Genomic DNA, 14,461 nt, shown 5'->3' with positions numbered 1-14,461 from the left:
AGACGGTCGGCGCTGGTGGAGCGGCACGGGCGGGGGTCGTGCGTGCGGCCGGAGACACTCTGGTGCGCATGTCGCACGGGCTCAGTGGTGAGGGGTGCGCCGGCCTGCGGGGGCGGTACGTCCGTCCGATGGAACGCACCGGTCCGCCGTGCGACGGGCCTCCTTCGGCTGAGGGAGACGTGCGGGAGATCTGCGGGAGGGCGGGCCGGTCGGGAAAACGGCGGTGGTTCAGGGTGTATCACCCCTCGCCGAGGGCACCTGGGTGATGAGGCGTACGCGTGCGAGAGAATGGCGGCATGGAGATGCCGAGGAACGAAAGGTCGTCGGAGAACGCCCGGAAAATCCTGGTCGTGGGCCAGGACGGAATGGCTCTCGGCGGCACCGCAGACGATGACTCCCGCGAGATCCCTGTCACCGAACAGGTGGAGCAGCCCGCGAAGGTCATGCGTATCGGCAGCATGATCAAGCAGCTGCTGGAGGAGGTGCGCGCCGCTCCTTTGGACGAAGCGAGCCGACAGCGCCTGAAGGAGATCCACGCCAGCTCGGTGAAGGAGCTGGAGGACGGTCTCGCCCCCGAACTCGTCGAGGAGCTCGAGCGGCTGTCGCTGCCCTTCATGGACGAGGTGATTCCGAGCGACTCGGAACTGCGTATCGCGCAGGCCCAGTTGGTGGGCTGGCTGGAGGGCCTCTTCCACGGGATCCAAACCACGCTGTTCGCCCAGCAGATGGCCGCGCGGGCCCAGCTGGAGCAGATGCGCCGCGCCCTCCCGCCGGGCGTCGGCTCCCTCGACGGCGAAGAGGACCACCGCACGGGCGGCCGCTCGGGCGGGCCGTACCTGTAGGGGCTTTCATACGCGGAACAGATGAGGGCCTGCGCCACAGCACGCGTGGCGCAGGCCCGTCGCGTCAGACACCCTCGACCGATGGTGACGCGCGCCACAAAAGAAGCGGGTGCAGCGATGGCGTGCCTTTCGATGCCGCTCGTCGCCTCGCCGGCCTCAGCTTCGTCTCAAGTGGCAGTGGCACCACTGCACCTCGACCGGCACGTCTGCCGGCGGGTCTGCCACCCGGAAGACTTCGGCCAGGGATCTGAACGGGATCACGGGCTTGAAGATCGAGGCCGCGAGGTTCAAGGGAAGCACGTACATCGACGGCTGCACTACGTTCCCCGAGTCGAACCCGTACTGCTGATCACGAAGTGGCGGCGGGGCTCAGGCTGTTGCTCGGTGCACCGTCGCTCGGCTTACGAAGGGTCCCCGGTGGAGATGGTGATCTGCATCTCAGGTGGGTTCTTCGGGTCGAAATCCGTACCGGCCAGGGGGGACTGGTTCATCACCGTATCCTGGCCGAACGTGTTCTCGTTCACGTAGATCTTTTTGTACCTCCACCCAGAAGCCTGGAGGCAGGAAAGAACCGAGCCCCAGTTCTTGAAGTGGAAGTCCGGCATCTTCACCTGCTCCGGGTCGTTGTACGACTTGTCCGGCTCGGTGCACTTGGTCGTCTCGATCGTCTTCGTCGTGTCCGGGCCCCGGTGACCGGCGACCACCGTCGGGGACGGGCTCGCGCTGCTGCCGCCCCCGGCGTCTTTGCCGCGGTCGGGCAGTGTCAGCGCCGTGATCACGCCGCCTATCGCCACCAGGGCGACCACGATCGAGCCGATGATCACGGCCCGGTTCTTCTTCCGCCCGCCCGAGGGACCTGTGACCGGCGCCGAGGACTGTGGCGTGACGGCGTAGGGCGGCGGGGTCGACGCGTACTGCTGGGGCGCGTACGCGGCGGTCTGCGGCGGCGGCTGGTAGCCGCCCTGCTGCGGATAGCCGTACGCGGCCGACGGGGCCGGAGTGGGGCTGCCGTAGGGGCCGGGTTGGTACGGCGTCTGCACGGGGCCCGTCGGACCCGGCGCCGACTGGTCGACCGGCGGGAAGACCGCCGAGCTCACGCCCGCGCCGCTCGACGTCTGCGCGCCCGGCACGATGCTCGGCGCCGCGGCCGTGAGGGACGCGGCCACGCGCAGGCACTCGTCGCGCATGGCCTCGGCGTTCGGGAAGCGTTCGTTCGGGTTCTTCTTCAGCGCGCGGGCGACCAGCGCGTCCACCGCGGGCGGCAGCGAGCGGTTGACCGACGAAGGAGCCACCGGCTCCTCCTGCACATGCGCGTACGCGATCGCGAGCGGCGAGTCCGCCTCGAACGGAAGCCGCCCGGTGACCAGTTGGAAGAGCATGATGCCGACCGAGTACAGGTCGCTCCGTGCGTCCACGCCCCGGCCGAGCGCCTGCTCCGGCGACAGGTACTGCGGGGTGCCGACCACCATGCCCGTCTGGGTCATCGACGTGACGCCGGACTGCATGGCGCGGGCGATGCCGAAGTCCATCACCTTGACGACGTTCCGCTTCGTCATCATCACGTTGCCCGGCTTGATGTCCCGGTGGACCAGACCCATTTCGTGGCTGATCTCCAGGGCTGCCAGCACATCCGCGGTGATCTTCAGCGCTTTGTCGGCCGGCATCGCACCGTACTGGCGGATGTCCACGTCGAGGACCGAGCCGAGCGGCTTGCCCTCGATGTACTCCATGACGATGTACGGGGTCGTCAGCCCGTCGAACTCGTCCTCACCGGTGTCGAACACCGAGACGATGTTCGTGTGCGTGAGTTTCGCCACGGACTGGGCCTCGCGCCGGAACCGCTCGCGGAAGGCCTGTTCGCGGCCCAGTTCGGTGTGCAGCGTCTTGATCGCGACCTGGCGGTCGAGCACCGTGTCGTACGCCAGGTGCACCGAGGCCATGCCGCCCTCGCCGAGCAAGTCGCGCAGCTGGTAGCGGCCGCCGGCGAACGAGCGCCCCCCGTACCGGCCCTGTGCGCCGTCCTGGCTCATGTTCTGCGTCCCCCATCGGCGCGGCGGCAGCAACTGGCTGTGCTCCCGCGGTCCGTGATCGGTGTCATGTCTTCGACGATCGACAGCGATTGTTCCGTGATCGACTGGCCCATTCTCGGCCAAGTCTGCCCCAGGGTGGTGAGACGTCAAGCTCGGTGCCCGTTCCGTGACCGTACGCGAAAGAAGCGTCGCGGAAGCGTTACAGGGGACGTACGGCCGGTACACGGGATTTGCGTGCGGATCCCGCGGAGGGATTGGATGACCGCTCCCTCACGATTCCATCTCGGACCGGCGCCTTGCGCGAAGCCTGTAGCGTGACCCGTCGGAGACCGTGACAACCACCGCGCGGACCGCGGGTAGAAACGACGGCGAGGACTGATGGCACAGACGCAGCGCGCCCAGGGCCCGTCCGACCCCGAGGCGTCTGGCGGCGGGATGTCGGACGCGCCGGAGAGTTGGGGCAATAGCGGACTGGTCGGAGACGGCCGGTACCGGCTGACCCGCCGGCTCGGCCGAGGCGGTATGGCCGAGGTGTTCGCGGCCGAGGACGTACGCCTCGGCCGGACTGTCGCGGTCAAGCTGCTCCGCTCCGACCTCGCCGAGGACCCGACCTCCAAGGCCCGCTTCACGCGCGAGGCCCAGTCTGTGGCCGGGCTCAACCACCATGCGATCGTGGCCGTGTACGACTCCGGCGAGGACCACGTGGGCGGTCAGTCGGTGCCGTACATCGTGATGGAGCTGGTCGAGGGACGCACGATCCGCGAGCTGCTGCTCAACGCCGAGGCGCCCGGCCCCGAACAGGCCCTGATGATCACCTCGGGCGTTCTGGAAGCACTCGCGTACTCGCACCAGCACGGCATCGTGCACCGCGACATCAAGCCGGCGAACGTCATCATCACCGACAACGGCGCCGTGAAGGTCATGGACTTCGGCATCGCCCGCGCCCTGCACGGGGCGTCCACGACGATGACGCAGACCGGCATGGTCATGGGCACACCGCAGTACCTCTCCCCGGAGCAGGCCCTCGGCAAGGCCGTCGACTACCGCTCCGACCTGTACGCGACGGGCTGCCTGCTCTACGAACTGCTCGCGCTGCGGCCCCCGTTCGTCGGCGAGACCCCGCTGTCCGTGGTCTACCAGCACGTCCAGGACACCCCGGTGCCGCCGTCGCAGGTCTCGGACGGACCGCCGCCGGAGCTGGACGGGCTCGTCATGCGCTCGCTGGCGAAGGACCCGGACGACCGGTTCCAGACCGCCGAGGAAATGCGCGGGATGGTCCAGTACGGCCTGCAGATGCTGTACGACCAGGGCAGCCACACGGGCACCTGGAACACCGGCCCGGTGGAGACGCACGACGGCCGGCACACCCCGGCGGCGGGCTTCGCCAGTACGACGGCTATGCAGCACCCCCGCGAGACCGGCACCACGCAGATCCCGCAGCCGATCCTGCCCTCGAGCTACGGCCACGGGGACGACGGCGGCTTCGAGGGGCACGGCAACAAGGGCAGTGGCCGGGGCAAGCTGTGGATCCTCGCGGTCCTCGCGGTCATCGCCATCGCCGGCGGCGTCGCGCTGGCGATCAACAACACCGGCGGGGACGGCGGCCACCCCACTACGACGCAGTCGCCGAGCGTCACGACGTCCCCGGAGGACAAGCAGCCCAGCGAGACGCCGACGCAGGAGGCGACCACCGGCACGTCCACGGACGACAACTCGGACACGGGCGGCAACTCGGACTACCGGCCCACGTACAGGCCGACGCAGCGCCACACCCAGCAGCAGCAGCCGCCGCCGGCCCAGTCGTCGGCGACACAGGAGCAGCCGACCGACCAGGCCACGGAGCAGCCGACGCCCACGGACGAGCCGACGGACACGCAGCCCACGGGCGGCGGTGCCCCGGATCCGACGGCGACGGACGGGGCCGGGGACAGCGCGGGCGGTTCGACGGGGCCCTGACGGGCCGGCGCCACCCTCTGTTCGGAAACGGCCTCCACGCGCGCGTGTGTGTGCCGTTCACGGGGCGATTCCGGAGGCCTGGAAGGCTCTGGAGCGCCCCCTCGGCCGCGCGCACTGCACGGTCGTGAGCCGGCCGCCGGGCCGGTGCCGTCCGTCGATCCGTGGGGCAAGGCGTACGCGTGGCCGTCGATGCCCGCGCCCGTCCGAGCTGGGCGTCGTCACCGAACGTGGCACATGAGCACCGTACGCCTTGGCGGTCTCGCGGTCGCCGACGAGCGACCAGTGCCGTATGCGGTGATTTCTTCTTCTTTGCGCATGATGTGAGCGACACGGCCTGCCGTCAGAACGGCCCTGGATGATGTCTTCCCGTGCTCCAGGTGAGCGGGATAACGTGCCGTTGTCCCGGCTGCCTGCAAGGCTGTGACCAGCACCTGTTCCCGGGTTGCGCGGTTTTACTTGGAAATCCAAGCAAAATCCCAGCTCAGGAGGGGTTTCACAGAAATGTGGAGCACTGGGTAACGTGCCTACCGCAGGACGCTCGCCGGGGCACCTGTCACGCCTGCTCCCCATGGGCCGCACCCACCCTGTGCGTCCGTGCGCCGCAGGCGAGCCGCTCTCCCAGGCCCGGAACGGGCATGGGGGACCCCAGGCACCCGGCGAACCCGGGGGCCGGACCGACGGAGGAGCACACGTGACCGTGGAGAGCACTGCCGCGCGCAAGCCGCGACGCAGCGCCGGAAGTAAGGCCAGTACCACCGGCACCAAGCGCACCACCCGCACCACGCCCAAGAAGGGCGGCGAACCCGACGTCATTCAGCTGCTGACGCCTGAGGGTAAGCGGGTCAAGAACCGCGAGTACGACCCGTACGTCGAGGGCATCACCCCCGAGCAGCTGCGCGGCCTGTACCGGGACATGGTGCTGACCCGCCGCTTCGACGCCGAGGCGACCTCGCTGCAGCGTCAGGGCGAACTGGGCCTGTGGGCCTCGCTGCTCGGCCAGGAGGCCGCCCAGATCGGCTCCGGCCGGGCCCTGAACGACGGCGACTACGTCTTCCCGACCTACCGCGAGCACGGCGTCGCCTGGTGCCGCGGGGTCGATCCGACCAACCTGCTCGGCATGTTCCGCGGTGTGAACAACGGTGGCTGGGACCCGAACAGCAACAACTTCCACCTCTACACGATCGTCATCGGCTCGCAGACGCTGCACGCCACCGGCTACGCGATGGGCGTGGCCAAGGACGGTGCCGACTCGGCCGTGATCGCCTACTTCGGCGACGGCGCCTCCAGCCAGGGCGACGTCGCGGAGTCGTTCACCTTCGCCGCGGTCTACAACGCCCCGGTGGTGTTCTTCTGCCAGAACAACCAGTGGGCGATCTCCGAGCCCACCGAGAAGCAGACCCGCGTGCCGCTGTACCAGCGTGCGCAGGGCTTCGGCTTCCCGGGCGTGCGCGTCGACGGCAACGACGTCCTGGCCTGCCTGGCGGTCACCAAGTGGGCGCTGGAGCGGGCACGCAACGGCGAGGGCCCGACCCTGGTCGAGGCGTTCACCTACCGCATGGGCGCGCACACGACCTCCGACGACCCCACCCGCTACCGCCACGACGACGAGCGGGCCGCCTGGGAGGCGAAGGACCCGATCGCACGGCTGCGCGCGTATCTCGAGGCATCGAACCACGCGGACGAGGGATTCTTCGCGGAACTCGAGGCGGAGAGCGAAGCGTTGGGAAGGCGAGTGCGCGAAGCGGTCCGCGCCATGCCGGACCCGGACCACTTCGCCATCTTCGAGAACGTGTACGCGGACGGGCATGCGCTCGTCGACGAGGAACGGGCCCAGTTCGCCGCCTACCAGGCGTCGTTCGTGACGGAGTCCGACAGCGGCGTCGCCGCGGCAGAAGGGGGACGGTGACATGGCCGAGAAGATGGCGATCGCCAAGGCGATCAACGAGTCGCTGCGCAAGGCCCTGGAGGCGGACCCCAAGGTCCTGGTGATGGGCGAGGACGTCGGCAAGCTCGGCGGCGTGTTCCGGGTGACGGACGGCCTGCAGAAGGACTTCGGCGAGGAGCGGGTGATCGACACCCCGCTCGCCGAGTCGGGCATCGTCGGCACGGCGATCGGCCTGGCGCTGCGGGGATACCGCCCGGTGGTGGAGATCCAGTTCGACGGGTTCGTCTTCCCCGCCTACGACCAGATCGTCACCCAGCTTGCGAAGATGCACGCCCGCTCGCTGGGCAAGGTCAAGCTCCCGGTCGTCGTCCGTATCCCGTACGGCGGCGGCATCGGGGCGGTGGAGCACCACAGTGAGTCGCCCGAGGCGCTGTTCGCGCATGTGGCCGGCCTGAAGATCGTCTCTCCGTCCAGCGCGTCGGACGCCTACTGGATGATGCAGCAGGCCATCCAGAGCGACGACCCGGTGATCTTCTTCGAGCCCAAGCGACGTTACTGGGACAAGGCCGAGGTCGACCCCGAGGCGATTCCCGGCCCCCTGCACAAGGCGCGGGTGGTGCGGGAGGGCGCGGACCTGACGCTCGCTGCCTACGGGCCGATGGTGAAGGTGTGCCAGGAGGCCGCGGCCGCGGCCGCGGAGGAGGGCAAGTCCCTCGAGGTGCTCGACCTGCGCTCGGTCTCCCCGCTCGACTTCGACTCCATCCAGGCGTCGGTGGAGAAGACCCGCCGACTGGTGGTGGTGCACGAGGCGCCGGTGTTCTTCGGCTCGGGCGCGGAGATCGCCGCCCGCATCACGGAGCGGTGCTTCTACCACCTGGAGGCGCCGGTGCTGCGCGTGGGCGGTTATCACGCCCCGTATCCGCCGGCGCGGCTGGAGGAGGAGTACCTGCCGGGCCTGGACCGGGTGCTGGACGCCGTCGACCGCGCCCTGGCGTACTGAGGAGAGGGTCGTGACGACGATGACTGACGCGTCCGTACGCGAGTTCAAGATGCCCGACGTGGGCGAGGGGCTCACCGAGGCCGAGATCCTCAAGTGGTACGTGCAGCCCGGTGACACGGTCACCGACGGGCAGATCGTCTGCGAGGTGGAGACGGCGAAGGCGGCCGTCGAACTACCCATCCCCTACGACGGGGTGGTCCGCGCGCTGCACTTCGACGAGGGCACCACGGTGGACGTCGGCACCTCGATCATCGCGGTCGATGTGGCCGGGGGCGCCCCCGCCGAGGAGGCACCCGCGCCGGCCGAGAAGCCGTCGCTTCCGCAGCCCGCCACCGAGGAGCCGAAGCAGCAGGGCCGCAAGCCGGTTCTCGTCGGCTACGGGGTGGCCGAGTCGTCCACCAAGCGCCGTCCCCGCAAGGGAGTCCCGGCGGCCACCGGGGAGACCCTCTACGCGGCCACGGCGCTCCAGGGCGAGCTGAACGGTCACGGCCAGCAGGCCCGTCCGCTCGCGAAGCCGCCGGTGCGCAAGCTCGCCAAGGACCTCGGTGTCGACCTGGCGACCGTGACGCCGTCGGGTCCGGACGGCGTCATCACGCGCGAGGACGTGCACGCGGCGGTGGCGTCCGCGCCGGCAGCGGCTCCCGCCCCGGCCGAGGTGCCCGCCGCCGTCCAGGCGCCGGCGCCGGTGGTGACGTACGACGGCCTGCGGGAGACCCGTGTCCCCGTCAAGGGCGTGCGCAAGGCCACCGCGCAGGCGATGGTCGGCTCGGCGTTCACCGCGCCGCATGTCACGGAGTTCGTGACGGTCGATGTCACGCGCACGATGAAGCTGGTCGAGGAACTCAAGCAGGACAAGGACCTCGAGGGCCTGCGCGTCAATCCGCTTCTGCTTATCGCCAAGGCCCTGCTGGTGGCGATCAAGCGGAACCCGGACGTCAACGCGTCCTGGGACGAGGCCAACCAGGAGATCGTGCGCAAGCACTATGTGAACCTGGGCATCGCGGCGGCCACGCCGCGCGGTCTGATCGTGCCGAACATCAAGGACGCGCACGACAAGACGCTCCCGCAACTGGCCCAGGCCCTGGGTGAACTGGTGGCCACCGCCCGCGAGGGCAAGACCTCCCCGGCGGCGATGCAGGGCGGCACGATCACCATCACGAACGTGGGCGTGTTCGGCGTCGACACGGGCACGCCGATCCTCAACCCGGGTGAGTCGGCGATCCTCGCGGTCGGCGCGATCAAGCTCCAGCCCTGGGTCCACAAGGGCAAGGTCAAGCCCCGCCAGGTCACGACCCTGGCGCTCAGCTTCGACCACCGCCTTGTCGACGGCGAACTGGGCTCCAAGGTCCTCGCCGACGTGGCGGCCGTCCTGGAGCAGCCCAAGCGGCTGATCACCTGGGGCTGACGTTCGGCAGCGTTCGTACAGATGACGAAGGGGCCGGCCGCATTCGAGCGGCCGGCCCCTTCGCGCCGTGAGTGATGCGGCTCAGACGGCGAAGCCGTAGTTCAGCAGCTTCTTGGCGTCGTCGGTGCGGTTGGCGACCGACGTGGACGCCAGGACCGTACCGATGATCGTCTTGCCGTTGCGGGTGGCGGCGAAGACCAGGCAGTACTTGGCCTGCGGGCCGGAGCCCGTCTTCACGCCGATCGCGCCGCTGTAGGTGCCCAGCAGCGGGTTGGTGTTGGCCCAGTTGTAGTAGCGGTAGCCGCCGCTCTTGGTGGTCACCTTCTGGCTCGTGGACTTCGTGTTCACGATGGTGCGGAAGGTCGAGTTCTTCATTGCGTTGCTCGCGAGTTTCGTCAGGTCGCGCGGCGTGGAGTAGTTGCTGCCATTGCTGATGCCGTCGAACGAGTCGAAGTGCGTGTTCGTCATGCCGAGGCTCTTGGCAGTGCTGTTCATCTTGCCGAGGAACGACTTCACGCGCGCGGCCCGGGTGGTGCCGGCGCCGAACTTGTCCGCGAGCGCGTAGGCCGCGTCGCAGCCGGACGGCAGCATCAGCCCGTACAGCAGCTGGCGGACGGTGACCTTGTCACCCACGATCAGGTGGGCCTGGGAGGCGTTGTTCGCCACGACGTAGTCGCTGTACGCCTTGTCGACCGTGACCTTCGTGTCCAGGTTCAGATTCGACTGGGACAGCACCACCTTGGCGGTCATGATCTTGGTGGTGGAGCCGGTGGACAGCCGTGTGTCCGCGGCCTTGGTGTACAGGCTCTTGCCAGTGCCGTTGTTCATCACGAAGCCGCCCTTGGCGGTGATGGAGGGCTGCGTCACGGCCTGTGCGGGCGCCGCGGTGAGGGCGCCGGTGGCGAGTACGGCTCCGGTGGTGACCACTGCCGCGACTGCCCTGCGCACCCGTGCGCCCTTAATGCCGGTATTCAAATTGAATGCTCCGATTGCGTCTCTGATGCTTCTGAATGCATCCATATGCCCCTGAACGGCGGCCGGATGAACGGACCGCCTTCTGGTGAGACACGCGAGGAGTGCAAAAGGATGTGCGGTCGCCGGGTGAATGTGGCGGCGGAAGTGTCAGTCCGCATCGTGGATGGTTGTCGGCATGTGTACGTGTTGTATCTATGCTGTACGCATGCCTTCAGCTCCCTCCGCCGTCCCCGCTCCCGAGAGGCCGCCCGTCAAGCGACCGCCCGCCGCCGACCGCGTGTACACGCACGTCAAACAGGGTCTCCTGGAACGCAGGTACGAAGGCGGTACCCTGCTCACCGAGGGCGAGCTGGCCGACGAGGTCGGGGTCTCGCGGACGCCGGTGCGCGAGGCGCTGCTCCGGCTGGAGATGGAAGGGCTGATCAAGCTCTACCCGAAGAAGGGGGCCCTCGTCCTGCCGGTCTCCGCCCAGGAGATCGCGGACGTGGTGGAGACACGTCAGCTCGTCGAGGAGTACGCGGCCCGCAAGGCCGTGGACGCACCGCCCGGATTGGTCGCCCGCCTGGAGGAACTGCTCGCGCGGCAGAAGGAACAGGTCGCCGCCGGGGACCTGGCCGGAGCTGCGGCCACCGACCGTGCCTTCCACGCCGAGATCGTGCGCAGCGGCGGCAACGAGATCCTCTCCCGGCTCTATGACCAACTCCGCGACCGCCAGCTGCGGATGGGCGTCGCCGTTCTGCACTCGCACCCCGACCGGGTCGCCAAGACGCTCACCGAGCACGAGGAGATCCTCAGGGCGTTGCGGTCCGGTGACGCCGAGGCGGCCGTCGCCATCGTCCACCGGCACGTGAACTGGTTCTCCAACCTGGCCCGGGGTGAGGTGCGATGAGCTCCCGCTCCGTCTCCCTGCCCGGCGATCCGCCGGGCGGCCTGCGCGCGGTCGCCGTGTGGGCCATAGGCGTCTCGGTCTACTTCGTCGCCGTCATCTTCCGTACGTCGCTGGGCGTGGCAGGGCTCGACGCCGCCGACCGCTTCCATGTGGGCGCCTCCGCACTGTCCACCTTCTCGATACTCCAGCTGCTCGTGTACGCGGGCATGCAGATACCCGTCGGCCTGCTGGTGGACCAGCTCGGCACCAAGAAAGTGCTGGCCATGGGAGGCGTCCTCTTCACGGCCGGTCAGCTGGGGTTCGCCTTCTCCTCGTCGTACGGCATGGCGCTGGCCTCGCGCGCGCTGCTCGGCTGCGGCGACGCGATGACGTTCATCAGCGTGCTGCGGCTCGGCACCCGCTGGTTCCCGGCCCGTCGCGGACCGGTGGTCGCGCAGCTCGCCGGTCTGGTGGGCATGGCCGGCAACCTGGTCTCCACGCTCGTCCTGGCCCGGCTGCTGCACCAGGTGGGGTGGACTGCGGCGTTCGCCGGCAGCGCGCTCGCCGGAGTCGTCGTCCTCGTCCTGCTCCTCCTCTTCCTGAAGGACCACCCCGAGGGCCACGAGCCCGAGCCGTTGCCGCACCACGGATCGGCTTATGTGCGGCGGCAGATCGCGGCGTCCTGGAAGGAGCCCGGCACCCGCCTCGGGATGTGGGTGCATTTCACGACGCAGTTCCCGGCGATGGTGTTCCTGCTGCTGTGGGGCCTGCCGTTCCTGGTCCAGGGGCAGGGACTGTCGCGGGCGACGGCCAGTGACCTCCTCACGCTCGTCGTGCTGTCGAACATGGCCGTCGGCCTGGTGTACGGGCAGATCATCGCCCGGCACCACACGGCGCGGCTGCCGCTGGCGCTCGGCACGGTCGGTGCGACGGCCGTGCTGTGGGCGGCCACGCTCGCCTATCCCGGGGCGCATGCACCGATGTGGCTGCTGGTCGTGCTGTGCGTGGTGCTCGGCGCCTGCGGCCCGGCCTCGATGATCGGCTTCGACTTCGCGCGCCCGGCGAACCCGTCGGAACGTCAGGGAACGGCCGCCGGCATCACCAACATGGGCGGCTTCACCGCCTCTATGACGACGCTGCTGGCGATCGGTGTGCTCCTGGACGCGACGGGCGACGACTTCGCCGTGGCGTTCTCCGCGGTGTTCGCCCTCCAGGTGCTGGGGGTGAGCCAGATTCTCCGGTTGCGGGGGCAGGCCGCGCGCCGGGAGCGGGAGCGGCTGGTGGCGAGCCGGGTGGAGACGGTGCACGTGCCCACCGCCTAGTGCCCCGGCAGGCGACGTTTGCCCTTGAAGGAGCGGCGTCGTGGGGGTACCTCCCGCTCTGGGGGTACCCCCTGCTCGAAGAGCTTGGGGGAGCGTGCCGGGCGTCGCGACGGGGCGAACGTTGCCTGTCGGGGCACTGGTCGGACGCGGCCGGCGGTCTTGCCCTTGCCCCGCGTTCGACCCACGGCGAGACATGGCGTGTGGTCACCCTGTGCGGGGGCGGCCGCGTCAGTGGCGCGGCCGCTCCAGGCCGAGCACCCGGTCCTTCAGGGCCGGGAACTGCTCCCGTGTCGTCGCGACCTTCGCCGGGTCGAACTCCACCGTGAGGATCTCCTCGTCGGCTCCTGCCTCGGCGAGGACCTCGCCCCAGGGATCCACCACGATGGAGTGACCCGCCTGTGGAACTCCCGCGTGCGTTCCGGCCGTTCCGCAGGCAAGGACGTACGCCTGGTTCTCGACCGCCCGCGCCTGGGCCAGCAGCGTCCAGTGGGACCGGCGGCTCTCCGGCCAGCCCGCCGGGATCACGAGCGTCTCGGCCCCCGCGTCCACGAGCGAGCGGAACAGCTCGGGGAAGCGGAGGTCGTAGCAGGTGGCCACGCCCACGGTCGTCTGCGGCAGGCGCACGGTCACCAGCTTGTTCCCGGCGCCCATCAGGACGGCCTCGCCCTTGTCGAAGCCGAAGCGGTGGATCTTGCGGTAGGCGGCGGCCAGTTCGCCGGAGGGGGAGAAGACGAGAGACGTGTTGAAGAGGGTGCCGTCATCCGCGGCGGAGCCGCTGCCGGACCCGGACCGTTCGGGGATCGAGCCCGCGTGCAGCCACACGCCCGCGTCGCTCGCCGCCTTCGCCATCGCCTCGAACGTCGGCCCTTCGAGCGGTTCGGCCTCGGCCGCGAACCGGTCGAAGGCGAACGCCCCGGTCGTCCACAGCTCGGGCAGCACCACCAGATCGACTCCGGCTTGATCCTTTACGAGCGCGGCGGCCCGTCGTCGGCGCGAATCGAGTGATTCGTCCTCGTCTACCCGGATCTGAATGAGGGAGGCGCGCACGCTACCACCGTCCTGGCATTCGAGCTGTCTTTACGGGCCTACGATCGTCCTACGAAAGCACTGCCGGGGTGCCTCACAGCAGCGTAACTTAACGCTCCAAGACACCCGCCGACAGTCGCCTCCCGTCGACACTGCCGTCACCATCGCCCGTGCACCGACCGCTTGAGGGGTCCCGTTCCGTGAGTCTGCATCCCACTCTTCAGCCCTACGCCGACGCCTGGACCCACTCCGTCGAAGCGATATCCGAGCTGGTGCAGCCGCTCGTGGAGAGCGAGTGGAACCGGCGTACGCCCTGCCCGGGCTGGTCGGTGCGCGACGTGGTCTCCCATGTCATCGGCCTGGACTGCGAGATGCTCGGCGACCCCCGCCCCATTCACACGCTCCCGCGCGACCTCTTCCACGTCACGAACGAGCACCAGCGCTACATGGAGATGCAGGTCGATGTCCGCCGCCACCACACGGCGCCGGAGATGACATCCGAGCTGGAGTACACGATCATCCGCCGCAACCGCCAGCTGCGGAACGAGTCGCGGGACCCGGGTACCAAGGTGCGTGGCCCGCTCGGCACCGAGCAGACCCTTGAGGAGGCCATGCGGTACCGGGCGTTCGACGTGTGGGTGCACGAGCAGGATCTGCGTACGGCGCTGGGCGTCCCGGGGAATCTGGACTCGCCGGGCGCGCACATCGCGCGGGACGAGCTGCTGGCCATGCTGCCCGAGGTCGTCGCCAAGGACGCCGGAGCACCCCCCGGTTCGGCGATCGTCCTCGACGTCCACGGCGCCGTCGAGTTCCTGCGCACGGTCCGGGTCGACGCGGAGGGCCGCGGCTCGATCGACGGCGCGCCCTCGCTGGGCCCGGCGGTGTCGCTCATGCTCGACTGGGAGACCTACGTCCGCCTCGCCTGCGGCCGGGTCACCGCGGACGCCGTGGCGGACCACATCAAGGCGGAGGGCGACACGGACCTGACGGCGGCGCTCCTGCAGTCGTTCGCGGTGACCAACTAGCGCCGCGGCAGGCAACGTTTGCCCCGTCGCGACGCCCGGCACGCCTCCCCCAAGCTCTTCGAGCAGGGGGTACCCCCACTCGCCGCACCGGCCGAAAGCCCAAGTACGTCCAGTACGAGGGCTTCCG

The 14,461-nt window shown here is 69.5% G+C and carries 11 protein-coding genes; 8 read left to right on the top strand and 3 right to left on the bottom strand.

Annotated elements, in window-relative coordinates; all coding sequences use genetic code 11:
- The first annotated feature begins 296 nt into the window (after positions 1–296).
- Positions 297–842 carry a bacterial proteasome activator family protein gene (locus tag BIV24_RS14030; protein WP_071366624.1) on the top strand — a complete coding sequence of 182 codons (546 nt, stop codon included), beginning with the start codon at positions 297–299 and terminating at the stop codon, positions 840–842.
- A gap of 401 nt (positions 843–1,243) precedes the next feature.
- On the opposite strand, the gene BIV24_RS14025 is transcribed toward BIV24_RS14030, so the two are convergent.
- On the bottom strand, positions 1,244–2,872 hold the full coding sequence (locus BIV24_RS14025) for a protein kinase domain-containing protein (RefSeq protein ID WP_071366623.1): 1,629 nt from the start codon (positions 2,870–2,872) through the stop codon (positions 1,244–1,246).
- A gap of 378 nt (positions 2,873–3,250) precedes the next feature.
- On the opposite strand from BIV24_RS14025, the gene BIV24_RS14020 reads away from it, so the two are divergent.
- The 4 genes from BIV24_RS14020 (at position 3,251) to BIV24_RS14005 (ending at position 9,118) form a co-directional block, all read left to right on the top strand.
- Positions 3,251–4,828 carry a protein kinase domain-containing protein gene (locus tag BIV24_RS14020; protein ID WP_071366622.1) on the top strand — a complete coding sequence of 526 codons (1,578 nt, stop codon included), beginning with the start codon at positions 3,251–3,253 and terminating at the stop codon, positions 4,826–4,828.
- Between the two features lie 691 nt (positions 4,829–5,519).
- Entirely contained in the window at positions 5,520–6,734 is a 1,215-nt protein-coding gene (gene pdhA / locus BIV24_RS14015) for a pyruvate dehydrogenase (acetyl-transferring) E1 component subunit alpha (RefSeq protein WP_071366621.1), read from the top strand.
- Position 6,735: 1 nt separating this feature from the next.
- The gene (locus BIV24_RS14010) at positions 6,736–7,713 is read left to right on the top strand and encodes an alpha-ketoacid dehydrogenase subunit beta (RefSeq protein ID WP_071366620.1); all 978 of its coding nucleotides are present in this window, start codon (positions 6,736–6,738) and stop codon (positions 7,711–7,713) included.
- A gap of 10 nt (positions 7,714–7,723) precedes the next feature.
- Positions 7,724–9,118 carry a dihydrolipoamide acetyltransferase family protein gene (locus tag BIV24_RS14005; RefSeq protein ID WP_071366619.1) on the top strand — a complete coding sequence of 465 codons (1,395 nt, stop codon included), beginning with the start codon at positions 7,724–7,726 and terminating at the stop codon, positions 9,116–9,118.
- An 81-nt stretch (positions 9,119–9,199) separates the two neighbouring features.
- On the opposite strand, the gene BIV24_RS14000 is transcribed toward BIV24_RS14005, so the two are convergent.
- The gene (locus BIV24_RS14000; RefSeq protein WP_071366618.1) at positions 9,200–10,093 is read right to left on the bottom strand and encodes a D-alanyl-D-alanine carboxypeptidase family protein; all 894 of its coding nucleotides are present in this window, start codon (positions 10,091–10,093) and stop codon (positions 9,200–9,202) included.
- Positions 10,094–10,298: 205 nt separating this feature from the next.
- Here BIV24_RS14000 and BIV24_RS13995 point away from each other — a divergent pair, with 205 nt between their 5' ends.
- Together BIV24_RS13995 and BIV24_RS13990 are read left to right on the top strand one after the other, a co-directional pair.
- A complete protein-coding gene (locus BIV24_RS13995; protein WP_071366617.1) occupies positions 10,299–10,982 on the top strand; it encodes a GntR family transcriptional regulator in 684 nt (227 codons plus the stop codon).
- A complete protein-coding gene (locus BIV24_RS13990) occupies positions 10,979–12,283 on the top strand; it encodes an MFS transporter (protein WP_071366616.1) in 1,305 nt (434 codons plus the stop codon). The genes BIV24_RS13995 and BIV24_RS13990 overlap by 4 nt, the downstream gene beginning before the upstream one ends.
- A gap of 228 nt (positions 12,284–12,511) precedes the next feature.
- On the opposite strand, the gene BIV24_RS13985 is transcribed toward BIV24_RS13990, so the two are convergent.
- Entirely contained in the window at positions 12,512–13,330 is an 819-nt protein-coding gene (locus BIV24_RS13985) for a carbon-nitrogen family hydrolase (protein WP_071366615.1), read from the bottom strand.
- A 179-nt stretch (positions 13,331–13,509) separates the two neighbouring features.
- On the opposite strand from BIV24_RS13985, the gene BIV24_RS13980 reads away from it, so the two are divergent.
- A complete protein-coding gene (locus BIV24_RS13980) occupies positions 13,510–14,334 on the top strand; it encodes a maleylpyruvate isomerase family mycothiol-dependent enzyme (RefSeq protein WP_071366614.1) in 825 nt (274 codons plus the stop codon).
- The last annotated feature ends 127 nt before the right edge of the window (positions 14,335–14,461 follow it).

The organism is Streptomyces colonosanans, assembly GCF_001866645.1.
Taxonomy (GTDB): domain Bacteria; phylum Actinomycetota; class Actinomycetes; order Streptomycetales; family Streptomycetaceae; genus Streptomyces; species Streptomyces colonosanans.
Note: the sequence above shows the minus strand (reverse complement) of the source record. Positions and strands in the feature narration are given on the sequence as shown.